This window comes from Kinneretia sp. DJ1R-11, from assembly GCF_025717595.1.
In the GTDB taxonomy this organism is placed as follows: Bacteria; Pseudomonadota; Gammaproteobacteria; order Burkholderiales; family Burkholderiaceae_C; genus Paucibacter_A.
This window is the reverse complement of the sequence record NZ_JAJIRR010000014.1, coordinates 77,268-94,300: the sequence shown is the minus strand read 5'-3', so window position 1 is coordinate 94,300 and position 17,033 is coordinate 77,268. Positions and strand designations below refer to the sequence as shown.

General features: G+C 65.8%; 17 protein-coding genes, 1 tRNA gene and 1 pseudogene. 11 read left to right on the top strand and 8 right to left on the bottom strand.

The features are described from left to right. Positions 1–38: 38 nt before the first annotated feature. Both LNV23_RS20035 and LNV23_RS20030 read right to left on the bottom strand, forming a co-directional pair. On the bottom strand, positions 39–248 hold the full coding sequence (locus LNV23_RS20035) for a thiazolylpeptide-type bacteriocin (protein WP_263564607.1): 210 nt from the start codon (positions 246–248) through the stop codon (positions 39–41). An 80-nt stretch (positions 249–328) separates the two neighbouring features. Beyond that, the gene (locus tag LNV23_RS20030) at positions 329–523 is read right to left on the bottom strand and encodes a hypothetical protein (protein ID WP_263564606.1); all 195 of its coding nucleotides are present in this window, start codon (positions 521–523) and stop codon (positions 329–331) included. 348 nt (positions 524–871) lie between these two features. Here LNV23_RS20030 and LNV23_RS20025 point away from each other — a divergent pair, with 348 nt between their 5' ends. Continuing rightward, positions 872–1,942, top strand: coding sequence for a helix-turn-helix transcriptional regulator (locus tag LNV23_RS20025; protein WP_263564605.1), 1,071 nt, complete (start codon positions 872–874; stop codon positions 1,940–1,942). A 238-nt stretch (positions 1,943–2,180) separates the two neighbouring features. Further along, complete coding sequence (locus LNV23_RS20020; RefSeq protein WP_263564604.1) at positions 2,181–3,380, top strand: DUF3466 family protein; 1,200 nt, start codon at positions 2,181–2,183, stop codon at positions 3,378–3,380. Positions 3,381–3,426: 46 nt separating this feature from the next. Here the strand turns inward: LNV23_RS20020 and LNV23_RS20015 are convergent, their stop codons facing one another. After that, positions 3,427–3,762, bottom strand: coding sequence for a type II toxin-antitoxin system RelE/ParE family toxin (locus LNV23_RS20015; RefSeq protein WP_263564603.1), 336 nt, complete (start codon positions 3,760–3,762; stop codon positions 3,427–3,429). Then, positions 3,759–4,025 (bottom strand): ribbon-helix-helix domain-containing protein, encoded by a 267-nt coding sequence (locus LNV23_RS20010; RefSeq protein ID WP_263564602.1) that lies wholly within the window; start codon positions 4,023–4,025, stop codon positions 3,759–3,761. The genes LNV23_RS20015 and LNV23_RS20010 overlap by 4 nt, the downstream gene beginning before the upstream one ends. 93 nt (positions 4,026–4,118) lie before the next feature. Between LNV23_RS20010 and LNV23_RS20005 the strand changes: the two genes are divergently transcribed. The 4 genes and pseudogenes from LNV23_RS20005 (at position 4,119) to LNV23_RS24115 (ending at position 7,374) form a co-directional block, all read left to right on the top strand. After that, entirely contained in the window at positions 4,119–5,648 is a 1,530-nt protein-coding gene (locus tag LNV23_RS20005; RefSeq protein WP_263564601.1) for a replication endonuclease, read from the top strand. Between the two features lie 277 nt (positions 5,649–5,925). Then, positions 5,926–6,924 carry a DNA cytosine methyltransferase gene (locus tag LNV23_RS20000; protein ID WP_263564600.1) on the top strand — a complete coding sequence of 333 codons (999 nt, stop codon included), beginning with the start codon at positions 5,926–5,928 and terminating at the stop codon, positions 6,922–6,924. A 16-nt stretch (positions 6,925–6,940) separates the two neighbouring features. Then, a pseudogene (locus LNV23_RS24120) lies at positions 6,941–7,090 on the top strand (very short patch repair endonuclease); the annotation flags it as partial. Between the two features lie 2 nt (positions 7,091–7,092). After that, complete coding sequence (locus tag LNV23_RS24115; protein WP_505191017.1) at positions 7,093–7,374, top strand: hypothetical protein; 282 nt, start codon at positions 7,093–7,095, stop codon at positions 7,372–7,374. Between the two features lie 108 nt (positions 7,375–7,482). Here LNV23_RS24115 and LNV23_RS19995 read toward each other — a convergent pair. Further along, positions 7,483–7,559, bottom strand: a tRNA-Ile gene (locus tag LNV23_RS19995). 190 nt (positions 7,560–7,749) lie between these two features. After that, positions 7,750–8,769: a heat-inducible transcriptional repressor HrcA gene (gene hrcA / locus LNV23_RS19990; protein WP_263516888.1), complete on the bottom strand. Its 1,020-nt coding sequence runs from the start codon at positions 8,767–8,769 to the stop codon at positions 7,750–7,752. Positions 8,770–8,837: 68 nt separating this feature from the next. Between hrcA and LNV23_RS19985 the strand changes: the two genes are divergently transcribed. Genes LNV23_RS19985 through rapZ form a run of 3 tightly spaced genes read left to right on the top strand, consistent with a single transcriptional unit; the run spans position 8,838 to position 12,433 of the window. Continuing rightward, positions 8,838–9,713, top strand: coding sequence for an NAD kinase (locus tag LNV23_RS19985; RefSeq protein ID WP_263516887.1), 876 nt, complete (start codon positions 8,838–8,840; stop codon positions 9,711–9,713). A 3-nt stretch (positions 9,714–9,716) separates the two neighbouring features. After that, a complete protein-coding gene (recN, locus tag LNV23_RS19980; protein WP_263564599.1) occupies positions 9,717–11,474 on the top strand; it encodes a DNA repair protein RecN in 1,758 nt (585 codons plus the stop codon). Next, complete coding sequence (rapZ, locus tag LNV23_RS19975; protein WP_263564598.1) at positions 11,471–12,433, top strand: RNase adapter RapZ; 963 nt, start codon at positions 11,471–11,473, stop codon at positions 12,431–12,433. The genes recN and rapZ overlap by 4 nt, the downstream gene beginning before the upstream one ends. A 254-nt stretch (positions 12,434–12,687) precedes the next feature. Here rapZ and mutY read toward each other — a convergent pair whose 3' ends face one another. Both mutY and mutM read right to left on the bottom strand, forming a co-directional pair. Further along, positions 12,688–13,746 carry an A/G-specific adenine glycosylase gene (gene mutY, locus LNV23_RS19970; RefSeq protein WP_411910605.1) on the bottom strand — a complete coding sequence of 353 codons (1,059 nt, stop codon included), beginning with the start codon at positions 13,744–13,746 and terminating at the stop codon, positions 12,688–12,690. Beyond that, positions 13,731–14,561 (bottom strand): bifunctional DNA-formamidopyrimidine glycosylase/DNA-(apurinic or apyrimidinic site) lyase, encoded by an 831-nt coding sequence (gene mutM, locus LNV23_RS19965; protein WP_263564597.1) that lies wholly within the window; start codon positions 14,559–14,561, stop codon positions 13,731–13,733. The genes mutY and mutM overlap by 16 nt, the downstream gene beginning before the upstream one ends. 174 nt (positions 14,562–14,735) lie before the next feature. Here mutM and LNV23_RS19960 point away from each other — a divergent pair, with 174 nt between their 5' ends. Together LNV23_RS19960 and LNV23_RS19955 are read left to right on the top strand one after the other, a co-directional pair. After that, complete coding sequence (locus tag LNV23_RS19960) at positions 14,736–16,448, top strand: tetratricopeptide repeat protein (RefSeq protein WP_263564596.1); 1,713 nt, start codon at positions 14,736–14,738, stop codon at positions 16,446–16,448. Next, positions 16,445–17,005, top strand: coding sequence for a lipoprotein insertase outer membrane protein LolB (locus LNV23_RS19955; protein ID WP_263564595.1), 561 nt, complete (start codon positions 16,445–16,447; stop codon positions 17,003–17,005). Before LNV23_RS19960 ends, LNV23_RS19955 begins: the two co-directional genes overlap by 4 nt. Positions 17,006–17,033: the final 28 nt, after the last annotated feature.

Sequence of the window (17,033 nt, the reverse complement as noted above, 5' to 3'; positions counted from 1 at the left end):
GCCCGAAAGCTGGGCAGCACTGTCGCCCGGTCCGGGACTTACTCGCTTACTTCTACGCCGCGGCTGCTGCTGCAGGTCGACGAGGAGCCGCAAGTCGAGGACGCGGTGGCGGAGCTGATGCCGCTGGAAGCGCCGGTTTCCGGCAAGGCCAGTGCGTCTTTCATGGTGACGACTTCCAGGCCTTCGATATCGAGGTTGCTCACGTCGATGTCGTCGAACTTGACGTCGTTGCTTTGTGCGGGGGTCATAGAATCTCCTAAGGGGTCAAGCCATCCACTACATGGACCGGCGCCGGATGGCGAAGCGCCAGTTCGGAAGATCGCTGGGTTCAGGCCGCGAGCGCGGTGAGACCGGATTCGGTCAGCGCGCTGGCCCAGGGGCTGGCCGTGGCGGGCAGTCGCCAGCCGGCCATGAGCGAGCCCGAGGACTCGCTGCGGAAGATCTGAATGTCGAGGGCGAACGCGGCGTCTGCGGCGTCGAAGCTCTGAGATTCGGTGGCGGTGTGGGTGTCGTTGCCTTGCATGGTTGCAGCTCCTGTCGATGGGATGCATGTTCGGCAAGGGCGCTCAAACGCGAAACTGTCAAAGCCTGCAATCGGTGCGGTGGCCACCTGTCAAAGTCTGCAAGTCCAAGATCTGGCCGCTGCTGCATTGAGGCACTGATGCGAGTGATTCGCGGCCCGACAAGGCGGGCTGGGTCGCCCAGAAAAGCCACCGGGTCTGCCACGCCCGCATGGGCGAACAGCGCGCATCTGCGGGTATTGCCGGTAGGGCCGGCCGCCCGCACCACTGGATACTGGTCCGCAGCATTTGCCGGGCTTACCCCCAGGCAAGTGCGAGCAGATCCAGGCTTAGGGCAAGACACTCCAGGCATGAACGCAACGCAACCGGCGACCGCCCCAGGCGCGGCCTCTCGCAAGACATCGCCCCGCCGCGCAGAAGCCGCGCGCGCCATCCAGTTCGACTCACACCAGGGCATCGAGCGCTATATCGCCGAGCTCAATGCCCGTGCGCCTATGGCGCATCGCGAGATCGCGTCCTGGGGTCGGGACCGGGCGCCGCGTCTGCAGTTGGAGCTGGTGCAAGCCCCCCGGCCCCAGGCCGAGAGCGCGGCGCCGCAGCTGTTCCTGACCGAATCACGCAACAGCTTTGTGCTCAATGTGCGCTCGCAGACCCGCCAGACGGCCGACAGCGACCATCTGCTGGTCGGCCTGGTGCTGTCCGGCTCCGTGCGCATGCAAATGAAGGCCGAGGGCGAATGCCTGGCGCGCGCAGGCGAAGGCCTGCTCTTCAACCCCACCGAGGTGGCGCAGGCCCAGTTCGCGGCCGACTCGCATTTCGTGGAAATCGCCCTGCCGCGCGAACCGCTGCTGCGCCTGAGCTCGACGCTGTGGACCGCAGCGGGCTCTGAGGCGCCGCCCTCGTTGCTGCGCCCCAAGCTCGCACCGGCGCTGGCGCAAAAGCTGCACTTCATGGCCCAGCAAGCCAGCGCCCTGCTGCAGCATGGCGATGAAACCTCGCCGCCGATCCTGATCGAGCGCTGGGTGGAAATGATGGGCCTGAGCTTGCTGCACGAACAAGCGATGGCCGCCCCGGGGCTCAAGTCCTGCCAGGGCCGGCCCGAGCCCATGATGCCGCGAAACCTGCGCCGTGCGCTGGACTACCTCGATGCCCATGCCCAGAGCGAGATCCTGTTGACGGACATTGCCGCAGCCGCCTGCGTCAGCGTCAGCAGCCTGCTGCGCCATTTCAACGAACACCTGGGCCTCACGCCCATGGCCTATTTGCGCCAGCTGCGCCTGGACCGCGCCCGCGCCGAGCTGCGCCAAGGCAAGGCCGGCCGCATCGGCGAGCTGGCGCAGCGCTGGGGTTTTCAGAGCGCCGGCAAGTTCAGCCAAGCCTATCTGCGCCGCTTTGGCGAGCGGCCGAGCGACAGCCGCTGACGCTGCGAAGTTCAGGCCCCTCACGGCGCTCCGAAGGGCCAATCCTTGGCCCGAAATCTCCAGGCTTGGCCCGCCATCGTCAATCTGCAGAGACCTGCGTCCAAACCCGCTGTCGCCGTCGAGGCGGCGCTGCTAAGGTGAAAACCGTCGCAGCCCATAACGCCGCACGATGGCGGCATTGGGCGCTCTTTCTTTTCATTCACCTTCCACGAGCACGCAGCAGAAAGAACCCCGCCGCATGAAGCCCCAACACAGCCGCAACTTCACTCGCACTCTCCTGATCCAGGCCCTGGCCTTGGGCGCCGCAGCCACCTTCGCCACCGGCGCCCACGCCGACGCGCCCAGCTACACCATCGTCGACCTCGGCGTCATCGGCAATGGCGAGTTCTCACAAGCCTTTGGCAACTCGCGCAACGGCAACTTTGTCGTCGGCCGTTCCTCCGACAGCCACGACCAGGCCTACCGCTGGAGCGCCCAGGGCGGCATGCAGGCGCTGGGCAATATCGACGGGCGCCAGTTCGCCACCGCCCACGGCGTCAACAATGCCGGCCTCACGGTCGGCGTGTCGGCCGCGACCTGGTTCGGCACCGCCCCCCTGCCCGTGATGTGGCACGCCAACGGCAGTGTCACTGCCCTGGCCCTGCCTGAGGGCTATGACTCGGGCGCCGCCTTTGCCGTCAATGCCTCGGGCCTGATCGCTGGTACTGCCACGTCTGCTGAGGGTGACCGCGCCGTGCTCTTCAACGCCGCCAATGGCAGCGGCAGCGTGATCAGCGCCACCACGACCAACGGCAGCTTCATGACCAATGCATTTGGCATCAACGACGCCGGCCTGGTGGTGGGCATCGGTACCGACCCCAGCGATCTCGCCCTCATCGTCGGCATGGTCTACAACAGCAACACCGGCGAGATGAGCAGCCTCGGCGCCCTGCCCGGCCACAACTCGGCCATCAACTTCGGCGTCAGCAACAATGGCTATGTGGTGGGCTCCAGCAGCATCTACAGCAGCGACGGCAGCCCCTTCATCTGGTCGGCCAGCCAAGGGATGAAAGCCATCAGCCTGCCCCCGAACACCTCCAATGGCTCGGGCAGCGGCGTCAACGACAAAGGCTGGGTGGTCGGCAACGCCGGCGGCGAGTTCTCCGTCCCATTCCTCTACGCCGACGGCGCCACCTACACCATCCAAAGCCTGCTGCCCGCCGGCAACGACTGGGACTTCAGCACCAACACCAGCGCCTCCGCCATGTCCATCGCCGACAACGGCAGCATCGTCGGCACGGCCGTCCATAACGGCCAAGTCCATGCCTACCAAATGACCCTGGTGTCCAGCGTGCCGGAGCCGAAGAGCTGGGTGCTGACTTTGGCGGGGCTGATGGGGGTGGGTGGGGTGGCGGCGAAGGGGCGGAAGGAGAAGGCGAAGCGCCTGGCAGCGGTTTGATCGCAGCCGCAGAGTCTGGCAAGTTGTGTTCTTGAGCTTGCTAGGCTCAGATGCCCTCTTCCGGCACCTCTTGCATCCAGGCCGGTATGTCTCGGTGGCCATGGAGCACGCGCCAGACATCAATGTGGTCGGAACGCTCCACGTAAAACACGAGGTAGGGGTACTTGCTCAGCGGCCAGCTACGCAGCCCCGGCACATTGAGTTCATGGGCATATCGAGGCGAGCCTGTCGCCGGATGGCGGCCGATGTGGTCAAAGGCCTTTTGCAGCGCGTCGATGAAGCCTGAGGCCGCCGCCTGGGCTTGCTCACCCAGGTAATACGCCAGTGCCTCGTCGATATCTTGAAGGGCCAGTTCGCGGGGCGCGACCGGCTTGAGCTTCACGATTTGCCGCGCCGTAGCTTGTTGGAACCCTTGGTCCCCGCTTGAACCCGCTCACGCAGCGCGTCGAAGAAAGCCTCATTCACCGGCGCACGAGGCTCCGACGCAGCGCCCGCCAACAACAAGCCCCGCAGCATCAGGCGATCTTGATCCTTGCGGATCAACTCGCGCACGTACTCGCTGCTGGTGCCGTAGCCACGTTGGCCGACCTGCTCGTCAACAAAATCCTTGAGCTGGTCGGGCAAAGAGATGTTCATGGTGCTCATGGGCGGAGCTTAGTGAGTTCGGCGGACTTTGGCAAATTTTGGCAAGAACTCACATTCAAACCGGCACACTCGATTCAACACCGCACCTGAACTTTGCTGCAAGACCTTCTGCAAGAGTCGCCAGGCAAAGGAAACAAGTCCGTACGAAAAATCAGTCAGTCCAGCGCGACCTATGGCGGCGAATCGCTTATGGAAACCCTAAAGCGATATGAATTTCAAGAATCCGGCGACGAGAAGGGCGCGAAGGAGCATCGCTGCGATTTCAAGCTAATTGATAAAACGCGCGGCACGGCGGCCGGCTACATCGCAAAGTACGTTGCGAAAAACATCGACTGCGAGCACGTCGGCGACGACCTCGAAGGCCGCCCAGCGACCGAAAGTGCCAAGCGTGTCGAAGCCTGGAGCAGTACATGGCGCATTCGGCAATTTCAACAGGTCGGAGGTCCGCCCGTGAGCGTATGGCGGGAGCTGCGACGCATCAAGCATCTTCCGGCCGACGCACCGTCACACCTTCAGCGCGCCCAACGCGCGGCCAACAAGCAGATTCAGAACGACGGCGACGAAACGGCAACCGTCGCATGGGATGCCTACTGCCGCGCCCAAGGCGGCGTCGCTTGCGGCCTCAGCGCTGCCATCAAGCTCACGACGCGCGAGACTGAGACGCTAGGTCGCTACGGCGATGCGACACAGCCGCGCGCCGCCGGAGTTGAAACCTGGGGGCACCATGACTTCGATGCAGACGGACTCGCGCAGCAACCAAGGCACTGGCAAATCGAGTCAGAGCGCCGCGTCTGGACGATTGAGCGCGCGGCCGTGCGCCGCCTGGACTGGAGGAGTTTTGATGCGGAGTCGGCGAAGCCGGCGCTGCCTCGGACTAGTGTCAATAACTGTACGAATCCTGCGTGTGAGGCCGCCCAGGCATGTGGTGCAGCCACACCATCTATACCGTGTGCGACACACGAGGGTGGCCGCCCTCGGTTCGTGAAAGATGCGAACTATGTCGAAGCAGTGAACCTTTGGACGCCGCGTGTACGCCGCGAGCCGAAGGCCGGTTGGGAACACAAGGTGCAACCCTTCTTGGATCACCTGGCCTACCTCGTGCCCGTTGAGCAAGAACGCACACGGCACATGCAATGGCTCGCGCACATCGAGCAGCGCCCCGCCGAGCTGCCGCACCATGGCTATCTGGAATACACACCCACGTTCGGCATTGGCCGGAGCTGGAAGGGGAAGTTGCTGGCGCAGGTGTGGCCGGGGGAGGTCGCGTTTGGCGTCGATGTTCAGGCGCTCTTCGAGAGCGAGTTCAACAGCGAGATTGCCGGCAAGCGACGGGTCATCCCCGAAGAAACGCACATCACGGTAATCCAAAGTGGGGGCGAGACGAAGTTCTGCTTGCTCTTGATCTGTACCTATCACTTGGTGGGGCGATCCCAGGACCAATCGACGAGCGTGTCGTCGCGTTGTCCAACTTGCTCCAGTCGCTTCCGATCCACGCTGGCTCGAAGAAGAACGATCGATTCCGCAACGCTGCCGGAGTCGCGTTCAAGCTTCAGAACATTCACCAGGTCGCCACCGGTAAAGGTCTGGATAACTACTCAGCAACAGACAAGGCGGTTTGGGTAGATTTCGGCAGCAAGCCCGAGTTGGTGCGCCATCTTGCTGCCCAGATCCGTGCTCTGGCTGACGACACGTACGTCGCCGTTGAGGCTGCGACCGTTGAGGACGACGAGGTCTTTGCGGAGGGTCGTGTTCTCACTGCTGCACACAAAGTCAGGGAGCGCAGTCCTGCACTTCGGCGCAAGGTGTTGACCGCACGGCGCGCGATTGGGCCGGTCGCCTGTGACTGTTGCGTCCGGCCGCCGCTCTCATCCGATCCAAGCATTGCTGAGTCGGAATTCGAGTGCCACCACAAGCTTCCGCTGGCTCAGACAACTTCGGGACGAAGCACATCCTGCACTCGAACGCGTCGAGCCTGGTCGATTGGCACGTCAGCGGCGAAGGCGAGAAGTCGCGTTTTGCATACGAGCCCGAAATCCTCGACCCGAACCTCGCGGCCGAGATCGGAAACATTGACCTATTCCTGGCGGGGCCGCCCTGCCAGGGCCACTCGAACCTCAACAACAAGACCCGCCGCGAAGACCCACGCAACCTGCTCTACGTCACGGCCGTGGCGTTGGGCGTGGGTCTGCGTGCGAAGTCCATCGTCATCGAGAACGTCCCCGAGGTCGTCAACGACAAAAGCGACGTGGTCAACATCGCCAAGGCGCTGTTGAAAGCGGCCGGCTATGCGTGGATCGACAGCGGCGTCTTGGCCGCCGACCACATGGGCGGAGCGCAGACCCGCAAGCGCTATTTCCTGGTAGCCTCGCGCGTCTCCGAGCCGGTGGCCGAGCTGTCGATCAAGGATGTGGCGAAGGGCTTGAAGCACGCCGCCCGTCCGCTGAGCTGGGCGATTGGCGACCTGCTCAGCGACCCGTCGCAGGAGCCGAAGACCGGGATCATGGACACGACCCCGATGCTGTCGGCCGACAACATGACGCGGATCCATCATCTCTTTGACAACGATCTCTACGATCTGCCCAACGAGGTGCGCCCAGACTGCCACAAGGACGGGCATACCTACCCGTCGGTCTATGGGCGGCTGTGGTGGGACAAGCCTTCTCAGACCATCACAACGGGCTTCTTGACGCCTGGCCGCGGTCGCTATGTCCATCCACTGCGGCCTCGAGTGATCACGCCACACGAGGCTGCTCGCATCCAGTCGTTCCCGGACACCTTCTCGTTTGTGGTCGACGCGGCCAACCCGCCTAGCCGCACAGGCCTTCAGAAGTGGATCGGCGATGCCGTGCCTCCGCTGCTCGGCTACGCCGCGACCTTGCCGCTAATGGTTCGGATGTAGCCCCCCCCCCTCGGGCATGGACACTCTCTCGCCCGAACGCCGGTCCGAGCTGATGAAGCGTGTGCGGCGTTCGGACACGAGCCCAGAGGTCCCGCTACGCAAGGCGCTCCACCGACTGGGCTTTCGATACCTCATCGGCGATAAGCGCCTTCCAGCCCCCCCCCAGATCTGGTTTTCCCAAAATACAAGGCCGCCGTGTTCGTACACGGCTGTTTTTGGCATGGCCACGACTGCAGGCAAGGCCGCACGCCGAGTACCAACGTGGGCTACTGGACGTCCAAAATTGAGGACAACCGCGCAAGTGACGCGCGCAAAGCGCAAGCGTTGCGCGACCTGGGGTGGCGAGTTTTCACCGTTTGGGAATGCGAGCTGAAGGCGAAATCACTGACAGCATCGGTCACCAACCTGTCTGCCGCATTGGCCAGGGCGCACTTCAAGCTCGCGAACTAACTCCGCCAGAGCGCCACCGAACCTACACGGGGTCCGATTCGGGGTCCGATCAGAACCGATTCCGCGCATCAATACGCACGTAAGCCATCGTCTTGAATGAAGAATTTTTGGTAGGCCGTGCAGGACTTGAACCTGCGACCAAAGGATTATGAGTCCTCTGCTCTAACCAACTGAGCTAACGGCCCCCGGGGACTTGCGACCCTTGGAGAACACGCCGGCATTGCACCGGCGAAGCCCACGATTGTATAGGTGGCGATGTAGATGAAGACTGGGCGCTGTGAATCGTGAGTCGTGAAACAGCCGGGCCTGCACTTGTTCACCCGTTCACCCTTTCACTCATTCACAGCGCACGCAGCGCCGCCCTCGCCCACTCCCTCACTTCTGCGACAACGCCTGACTCACCATCCTCGACGTGATGTCCACGATCTGGATCATGCGGTCGTAGGCCATGCGGGTGGGGCCGATGACGCCCAGGGTGCCGACGACCTGGCCGTTGACCTCGTAGGGCGAGGAGACGATGGACAGTTCTTCGAAGGGCACAACCTGGCTTTCGCCGCCGATGTAGATGCGCACGCCCTCGGCGCGGCTGGAGACATCGAGCAGGCGCATGAGCTGCGTCTTCTGCTCGAACATATCGAACAGGCGGCGCAGACTGCCCATATCGTTGGAGAAGTCTTGCACGGTGAGCAGATTACGCTCGCCGGAGATGATGACGCGCTCTTGCTCGTCGGCCATCGCCTCGGTGCCGGCCTGCACGGCCGCACTCATCAGGCCGGAGATTTCGCCGCGCAGCTGGTCCACTTCATTCTTGAGCCGCTCACGCACAGCCTCCAGGCTCAGGCCGGCATAGCTGGCGTTGAGGCGGTTGCTGGCCTCGGCCAGCTCGGACTGGCTGTGGTCTTGGGCGGTGAAGATGACGCGGTTCTGCACATCACCATCGGGCGAAACCATGATGACCAGCACCCGGCGTTCGCCCAGGCGCAGGAATTCGATGTGGTGGAAAACGCTGGGCTTGCGCGGCGCGGTGATCACGCCGACGAAATTGGACAGGCTGGACAGCAGGTGCGCAGCGCTGGCGATCACGCGCTGCGGCTGGTCGGGCTGGATCTGCGTCTCGATCGGCCGGTCGTCGGGCACCACCAGGCCGGGCTGGGCGGTCAGCATGGTGTCGACGAAAAGGCGGTAGCCGCGGGCAGTCGGGATGCGGCCAGCGCTGGTGTGGGGGCTGGCGATCAAGCCCAGCTCTTCCAGATCGGCCATCACATTGCGAATGGTAGCCGGGCTCAGCTCCAGACCGGAGGCTTTGGACAGCGTGCGGGAACCGACAGGTTGGCCGTCCGCGATATAGCGTTCGACCAGGGTTTTCAGAAGGGATTTGGATCGCTCGTCGAGCATGGCGCCATTGTAGGGACTGGCGCCGGCCTTCAGCGGACTGACATAGTGCTGTGGTGTAATTCTTCGCTATGGCCAAACGTTTCCAACATGTGGCAATCGTCGGCAAACACCAGGCCCGCGGCATTCGCCCGATTCTGGAGGAGATTGCCGATTTTCTGATGCGGCAAGGCCTCGATGTTTCCCTCGAAAGCGAGACCGCACTCAACACCGGCATGACGGCGTTTGAGTCCCTGACGACCGAGGAGTTGGGCACGCGCTGCGACCTGGCCATCGTCGTCGGCGGCGACGGCACCATGCTGGGCTTCGCCCGCGAGATGGCCCGCCATGGCACGCCCCTGGTCGGCATCAACCAGGGCCGCCTGGGCTTCATCACCGACATCTCGCTGGAAAAATTCCAGGAAGCGCTGGCGCCGATTCTGGACGGCGACTTCGAAACCGAGAAGCGCTCCATGCTGGAAGGCGCCGTCTGGCGCGACGGCGAAAGCATCTTTGAAGGCTTGGCCCTGAACGACGTGGTGGTCAGCCGCGGCGCCACCGCCAGCATGGTGGAGCTGCGCGTGGATGTGGGCGACGAGTTCGTGGCCAATATGCGGGCCGACGGCATCATCGTCGCCTCGCCCACCGGTTCTACCGCCTACGCGCTTTCGGCCGGCGGGCCCATCATGCACCCCAGCATCGGCGGCTGGCTGCTGGTGCCGATTGCTTCGCACACCTTGTCCAACCGACCCATCGTGCTGCCGGACACCGGCGAGGTGCGCATGGAGATCGTGGCCGGGCGCGACGCCAGCGTCAATTTCGATATGCAAAGCCTGGCCAGCCTGCTGCACGGCGACCGCATCACCGTGCGCCGCTCGGCCCACCAGGTCTGCTTCCTGCACCCCAAGGGCTGGAGCTATTACGCCACCCTGCGCCGCAAGCTGCGCTGGTACGAAGGGGTGAGCTGAACCATGTTGCGACGCCTGAGTCTGCGTGACTTCGTCATCGTGCCCGAGCTGGAGCTCGATTTCGGCGCCGGCTTCTCGGTGCTGACCGGCGAGACCGGGGCCGGCAAATCCATCTTGATCGACGCGCTGCAACTGGCCCTGGGCCAGCGCGGCGATGCCGGCGTGGTGCGCGAGGGCGCGGCGCGCGCCGAGATCTCGGCCGAGTTCGACTGCCCCGCCCATTTGACCGGCTGGCTGGACGAGGCCGGCTTTGAATCCGAAAGCGCCAGCCTGCTGCTGCGCCGTGTGATCGACAGCCAGGGCAAGAGCCGGGCCTGGATCAACGGCAGCGCCGCCACCATCAGCCAGCTGCGTGAGCTGGCCGACAGCCTGTTGGACATCCACGGCCAGCATGCCTGGCAAGGCCTGACCCGCCCGGCCTCGGTGCGCGCCCTGCTGGACAGTTATGCCGACTTGGACACCCGCCCCCTCGCCACTGCCTTCGCCGACTGGAAGCGCGCCAGCGAGGCGCTGGACGCCGCGCAGACGCGCCAGAGTGAGCTGCTCAGCGAGCGCGAGCGCCTGGCCTGGCAGATCGGCGAGATCGCCCGCCTGGCGCCCGGCGCCGATGAGTGGGAGGAGCTCAATGCCGAGCACCAGCGGCTTTCGCATGCGCAGTCCCTGCTCGACGCCGTGCGCGCCGCGCTGGAGCTGCTCAGCGAGGCCGAGGGCAGCACGGCCGAGTCGCTGACCGGCGAGGCGCTGGATCGGCTCGAGAACGTGCTCGACTACGACGCCCGCCTGGGCTCAGCCGTGGAAGCCCTGCGCGGCGCGCAGGCGCAGATCCAGGACGCCGGCCACAGCTTGAGCACCTATCTGCACGGCGCCGACAGCGAACCGGGCCGCATGGACGAGCTGGACGAGCGCGTCTCCGCCTGGTTGAACCTGGCTCGCCGCTACCGCCGCCCGCCGCAGGAGCTTCCAGCCCTGCATGCGCAGTGGAGCCAGGAGCTGGCCGCGCTGGACGCCGCCACCGACCTGGCCGCCCTGCAAACCAGCCTGGCCGCGGCCCGCAAGGCCTTTGATGCCGAGGCGCGCCGGGTCAGCGCCGCGCGCGCCCAAGCCGCTCCCGCCCTGGCCGGTGCCGTCACCGCCGCCATGCAGCTGCTGGGCATGAACGGCGGCCAGTTCGACATCGCCCTGCTGCCGCAAGAGCAGCCGCAGAGCTATGGCCTGGAGTCGGCCGAATTCCTGGTCGCCGGCCACGCCGGCAGCGCGCCGCGGCCGCTGGCCAAGGTGGCCTCGGGCGGCGAGCTCTCGCGCATCGCTCTGGCCATTGCCGTCACCACCTGCCAGAAGACCGGCACGGGCGTGAACGCGGGCGTGGGCACCTTGATCTTTGACGAAATCGACGCCGGCGTCGGCGGCGCCGTGGCTGAAACCGTGGGCCGGCTGATGAAGCAGCTGGGCCGCAGCAGCCAGGTGCTGGCCGTCACTCACCTGCCCCAAGTGGCCGCCTGTGCGGACCACCATCTGCTGGTGGCCAAGGCCTTGCGCGGCGGCCAGACCTGCAGCGATGTGCAGCCGGTGGTGGGCGAAGCGCGGGTGGCCGAGATTGCCCGCATGCTGGGTGGCGAGCGCTTGTCGTCCACCGCCCAGGCCCATGCCCAGGAAATGCTGGATCTGTCGGCCCTGGACGCTTCCGCATCCACACCTCCTTCCTCTTTATCTTCTTCTTCACTCACCTCCCCCGGCAGCAAGGCCAAGAAAGCACGATCATGACGACGACGACATCCCCCTACGATGCCGCCCAAGCCGAAGCCAGCACCGTGGTCCTGGTGACCGGCATGTCCGGCGGCGGCAAGTCGCTGGTCATGCATGCGCTGGAGGATGCTGAGTTTTTCTGCGTGGACAACCTGCCGGCCGAACTGCTGCTGGATTTCCTCAAACTGGAAGCGCAGCGCGGCGAGCGCCGCGTGGCGATCGCGGTCGATGTGCGCAGCGCCGGTTCACTGCCCCTGCTGCTGCCGCTGTTCAAGCAGCTGCGCGCCTCAGGCGTGGCCATCCGCTCAATCTTCCTGGACGCCAACACCGAGACACTGATGCGGCGCTTCTCCGAGACGCGCCGGCCGCACCCACTGCGCATCGACGAGACCAGCCAGTTTGGTGAGCTCGACGGTGCAGAGCCACACGCCCGTGGAGGCCAGGGCAGCTCGGACAATGGCCACCGCGCACTGCTGGAAGCGATCGAGCTGGAGCGCGAGATGCTCGCCGCCCTGCGCGTGGAATCCACCGTGTTGGACACCAGCCAGCTGCGCCCGGCCCAGCTGCGCGCCTGGGTGCGCGATCTGGTGCTGGCGCCCAGCAACAAGCTGACCCTGGTGTTTGAGTCCTTTGCCTTCAAGCATGGCGTGCCCAGCGATGCCGACTTTGTGTTCGATGTGCGCGTGCTGCCCAACCCCTATTACGACCGCGAACTGCGGCCGCTGACCGGGCGCGACAAGCCGGTGGCCGATTTCCTGCAGGCCCAGCCCGAGGTGCAAGTGATGTTCAAGCAGATCGGCGAGTTTCTGAACCGCTGGCTGCCCAACTTTGCCGCCGACCAACGCAGTTATCTGACGGTGGCCATCGGCTGCACCGGCGGCCAGCATCGCTCGGTCTATCTGGTTGAAACCTTGGCCCGCTTGTTCGGCAAGCATGGGCCGGTGCTCAAGCGGCACCGCGAGCTGGACGCGCGCTGAAGCCTAGCCCGGATGTTTCACGAGGGACGCGGGAACTGCATGCGTCCAGGCCGCAGCCAGTGGCGCCGAGACGGCCGCAGCCGATGCCCAGTGGCATCGGCGAGGAGTTGAGGCGTCAGAGGCAAGGTCTGGGCCGCGCAAGCACGCGTAGGCCCAGTGTCCAAGATGGATCGAAGGTCGAAGCGAGAGATCATCGTGCTCATCGGTGCTGCGGACCGACCAGGGCCGACCTCGTGAAACATCCGGGCTAGCGCTCAGCCCAGCAGCTTCTTCAGCGGCGCCGGCAGGCCGTAGCTGGCCAGCGCCTCACGCGCCACCCACTGCCCCTGCTGCCCGGCACGATGCGCCGCCTCGGGGCCGAGAACGGCACGACGCGGGTGCAGCACCCAGTCCAGATGGGTCAACGCATGCTCGATGCGCGGCAGCACATCGGGCGTGGCGCCCAAGGTTTGCGCATGGGACTGCAGCTGCGCCTCGTCTTCGAACAAGGGCAGGCTCCAGAGCCCGGCCCAGACGCCGGTGTCCGGCCGCTGCTGCAGCAAGACCTGACCCTCATGCTCCAGCCACAGCCACCAGTTCTCGCGCCGGCTGCGCTTGAGCTTGCGGGTCTTGATCGGGAACTGGGTGGGCTCGCCGGTCTTGCGGCCGGCGCACAGGCTCTCGGCCGGGCAGATCAGGCATTGCGGCGAGCGCGGCGTGCAGACGGTGGCGCCCAGATCCATCAAGCCCTGCGTGTAGGACTCGATGCCTTCAGCCGGCAGCAGGGCCTGTGCATGCTGCCAGAGCAGTTTTTCTTGCGCACTGCTGGCCAGGTCGCCCGGGAAGGCGAGCAGACGGCCCAGCACGCGTTTGACATTGCCGTCGAGGATGGCGATGCGCTCGCCGAAGCAGAAGGCCGCCACTGCCGCAGCGGTGGAACGGCCGATGCCGGGCAAGTCCTGCAGTTCGGCCGCCGTGGGCGGGAAACGCCCGTCGGGCCGCGCCGCCACGGCGCGTGCGCAGGCATGGAGATTGCGCGCGCGGCTGTAGTAGCCGAGGCCGGCCCAAAGCGCGAGCACCTCGTCCAACGAAGCAGCGCCCAGATCAGCCACGGTCGGGAAGCGCTCAAGAAAGCGCTGGTAATAGCCCAGCACTGTCGTCACCTGCGTCTGCTGCAACATGATCTCGGACAACCAGACGCGGTAGGGATCGCGGGTCTTCTGCCAGGGTAGCTCGTGCCGGCCATGGCGCTTTTGCCAAGCCACCAGGCGCTCGCCAAACTCCAGCGGCAGCGCGGCGCTGCCGCTGTCCTTGACCATCATCGCTTTTGACATTGGGAACAGAAAAAAGTGGAGCGTGCGCCCTGGACGATGCGGCGAATCGGCGTGCCGCAGACGAGGCAGGGCTGGCCTTCACGGCCATAGACCTGGGCCTGCATCTGGAAGCTGCCGGCCACACCGTGCGCGTCCTTGAAATCGCGCAAGGTCGTGCCACCGGCCTCCAGCGCCTGCGCCAGCACACCGCGCACGGCGGCGGCCAGGCGCGCGGCACGCGGGCGACTGAGCTTGTACGCCGCCAGGCGCGGGTCAATGCCGGCCAGGAACAGAGCCTCGCAAGCGTAGATATTGCCGGCGCCGACAACGATGTCGCCGGCCAGCAAGGCCTGCTTGACCGCCACACGCCGGCCGCTCAGGCCGGCATGCAGATGGGGGCCATCGAAGCGGGCATCAAAAGGCTCCAGCCCCAGGCCGGCCAGCAGCTTGGCAGCGGGGTCGGCCGTCAGGCCCGGTGACCAGACCACGGCGCCAAAGCGGCGCGGGTCGTTCAGGCGCAAGAGACCACGGTCGGTCTGCAAGTCAAAGTGATCATGCAAGCCGGCCGGCGCGCCCGGATCAGGGCTGAAGCCCAGGCTGCCCGACATGCCCAGATGCATCAGCAAACCTCCCGGGGCGAGCTGCGAACTCAGCGGTAACCACAAATATTTACCTCGCCGCGTGGTCGCGCCCACACGGGCACCGACCAGGCGCTGCGGCTCCAGGCCCAGTGGCCAGCGCAGCGGCTTGCCCAGGCGCACCGACTGCACCGTGGCTCCCTCAATGGCATCGGCAAAGCTGCGGCGGGTGACTTCGACTTCGGGGAGCTCGGGCATGGCGGCGATCATATCGGTGCAGAATGCCCTCAGCCCGAGCAAGCCAAGCCCGGGTCTTGTGATCACGCAGGAGCTTGTTGCATGCCCGAATCCTTACGCCGCCACCGCCCGAGCCCCAAGCTCAGGGCCCCAGTTCTTGCCCTCCTGGCGGCCGGCCTTTTCGGTGCGGGGGCCATGACGGCCAGCGCCGCCACCTCGCCCGAAGCGTCCAAGAGCGCGAGCGAGGCCAAGCCCAGCAACTCCGAACTCGACGCGCCTTTGTTCTACCAACTCCTGGTCGGTGAACTGGAGCTGAGCACCGGCCAAGCTGGTGTGGCTTACCAGGTGCTGCTTGACGCGGCACGCCGCACCAAGGACGAGGAGCTGTTCAAGCGCGTCGTCAACATCGCCCTGCAAGCGCGCGCGGGTGACCAAGCCCTGTCGGCCGCACGCGCCTGGCGCGAGAGCCTGCCGGCTTCGCTGCCGGCTCAGCAGATGACCATCCAACTGCTGGCCTTGCTGAATCGCCCGGCCGAAGCCGTGGAGCCGCTGCGTGCGCTGCTGGCATTGAACCCACCCGAGCAGCGCGGCTCCGTGCTGGCCGGCCTGCCTCGCCTGTTCCAGCGTGCCGCCGAACCTCAGCGGGTGCTGGCCAGCTTCGAGCCTCTGCTGCAAAGCGCCAGCCAGCAGCCAGAAACCCGGCTGGCGGCCCAGGTCGTGCTGGCCAGGCTGGCCATGGCAGCCGGCGACAAGGCGCGCGCGCTGAGCATCAGCCAGAACCTGGCGCGGCAATTCCCTGAGAGCGACGACAGCCTGCAACTGGCCCTGGAGCTCATGCCCGATCAGCCGGAAGCGGAGCGATTGATCGAAGCCCGCCTGAAAATTACCCCCGACGACCACAAGCTGCGCCTGGCCTATGGCCGCGCGCTGGCACGGGCCCAGCGACCCTCGGACGCTGCCCGCGAATTCCGGGCCGTGACCCTGAAGAACCCCGATCAGCTGACGGCCTGGTTCGCGCTGGGCACCTTGGAGCTGGAACTGCGCCAGCCCGAGGCGGCCGAATCAGCCCTGCTCGAATACCTGCGCCGCCTGGAAGCCAGCAGCGCCGAGGCCCAGGAAGAGCAGGCCGAGACCCACATGGAAGCGCGCCAGCAATCCTGGCTGATGCTGGCCCAGGCCGCCGAACAGCGCGGTGATCTGAAGGCGGCCGAAGCTTGGTTGATCAAGGTGGACAGTCCACAGCGGCGCTTCGAAGCCCAGTACCGCCGCGCTTCCTTGATGGCTCGCCAGGGCCGCCTGCCCGAAGCTCGCAAACTCCTGCAGGACTTGCCCGAGGACAGCCCCGAGGCCACCCGGGCCAAGCTGATGGCCGAATCGCAGCTGCTGCGCGACCGCCGTGAATGGCAGCTGGCCTACGAGGTGCTGGCCCGCGCCACGGCCCGCCTGCCCAATGAAACGGACCTGATCTACGAGCAATCGATGATGGCCGAGAAGCTGGGCCGCTTGGATGAGATGGAGACCTTGCTCAAGCGCGTGATCGCTCTCAAGGCCGACCACCACCATGCCTACAACGCGCTCGGCTATTCGCTGGCCGATCGCAATATCCGCCTGGAAGAAGCGCGCGGCCTGATCGCCAAGGCGCTGAGCCTGGTGCCCTCCGAGCCCTTCATCATGGACAGCATGGGCTGGGTCGAGTTCCGCCTGGGCAATAAGGAAGAAGCCCAGCGCCTGCTGCGCCTGGCCTTCGAGGCCCGCCCCGACGCCGAGATTGCCGCCCACCTGGGCGAGGTGCTCTGGGCCAGCGACAAGCAGGACGAAGCCCGCCGCGTCTGGGCCGAGGGCATGCGTCGTGACCCCAAGAACGAAGCATTGCTGGACACGCTCAAACGCCTGAAGGTCAAGCTGTGAGCCTGCGCCGCCTGGCGCCGGCATTGGCCGTCGCCGCATTGTTCCTGGGCGGCTGCGCCAGCTTGGCGCCGCAACAGGCGCCCGCCAGCTCCGTGTCGAGCGCAGCCGATGCAACGCGCATAACTGGACGACTCAGCGTGCAGACCACTGGCATCAACGGCCGGCCGAGCGGCGGCAATGTCAGTTTCGACCTCAGTGGCGGCCCCGCCGCCGGCCTGTTGGAGCTGAGCACGCCCCTGGGCAGCCTGGTGGCCCGCGCACGCTGGGACAGCGGCGAGGTCAGCCTGCGGACGCCCGAAGGCGAGCGCCGCTTCGACAACCTCGACGCGCTGACCCGCGAGATGCTGGGCGAGACCGTGCCGCTTGCTGCCCTGTTCGACTGGCTGCGTGGCCAGCCCTGGCCGCAGGCCACCCACGAAGCCTTGCCGGCCCCGCAGAGCGGCTTCGAGCAACTGGGCTGGCGTCTCGACTTGGCGCGCCGCGCCGAAGGTTTGATCGTTGCCAGCCGCAATGCCAGCCCGACCGTGATCCTGCGCGCGCGCCTGGACGCCAACTGAAGCGCCCGGCCTTTGTTTCTCGCCCCTT

Excerpts from the sequence above, each read along its gene's own strand:
- LNV23_RS20035 (WP_263564607.1), bottom strand. The coding sequence starts at position 248 with ATGACCCCCGCACAAAGCAACGACGTCAAGTTCGACGACATCGACGTG.
- LNV23_RS20030 (WP_263564606.1), bottom strand. The coding sequence starts at position 523 with ATGCAAGGCAACGACACCCACACCGCCACCGAATCTCAGAGCTTCGAC.
- LNV23_RS20025 (WP_263564605.1), top strand. The coding sequence starts at position 872 with ATGAACGCAACGCAACCGGCGACCGCCCCAGGCGCGGCCTCTCGCAAG.
- LNV23_RS20020 (WP_263564604.1), top strand. The coding sequence starts at position 2,181 with ATGAAGCCCCAACACAGCCGCAACTTCACTCGCACTCTCCTGATCCAG.
- LNV23_RS20010 (WP_263564602.1), bottom strand. The coding sequence starts at position 4,025 with ATGAGCACCATGAACATCTCTTTGCCCGACCAGCTCAAGGATTTTGTT.
- hrcA (WP_263516888.1), bottom strand. The coding sequence starts at position 8,769 with ATGCTCGACGAGCGATCCAAATCCCTTCTGAAAACCCTGGTCGAACGC.
- LNV23_RS19985 (WP_263516887.1), top strand. The coding sequence starts at position 8,838 with ATGGCCAAACGTTTCCAACATGTGGCAATCGTCGGCAAACACCAGGCC.
- recN (WP_263564599.1), top strand. The coding sequence starts at position 9,717 with ATGTTGCGACGCCTGAGTCTGCGTGACTTCGTCATCGTGCCCGAGCTG.
- rapZ (WP_263564598.1), top strand. The coding sequence starts at position 11,471 with ATGACGACGACGACATCCCCCTACGATGCCGCCCAAGCCGAAGCCAGC.
- mutY (WP_411910605.1), bottom strand. The coding sequence starts at position 13,746 with ATGTCAAAAGCGATGATGGTCAAGGACAGCGGCAGCGCCGCGCTGCCG.
- mutM (WP_263564597.1), bottom strand. The coding sequence starts at position 14,561 with ATGCCCGAGCTCCCCGAAGTCGAAGTCACCCGCCGCAGCTTTGCCGAT.
- LNV23_RS19960 (WP_263564596.1), top strand. The coding sequence starts at position 14,736 with ATGACGGCCAGCGCCGCCACCTCGCCCGAAGCGTCCAAGAGCGCGAGC.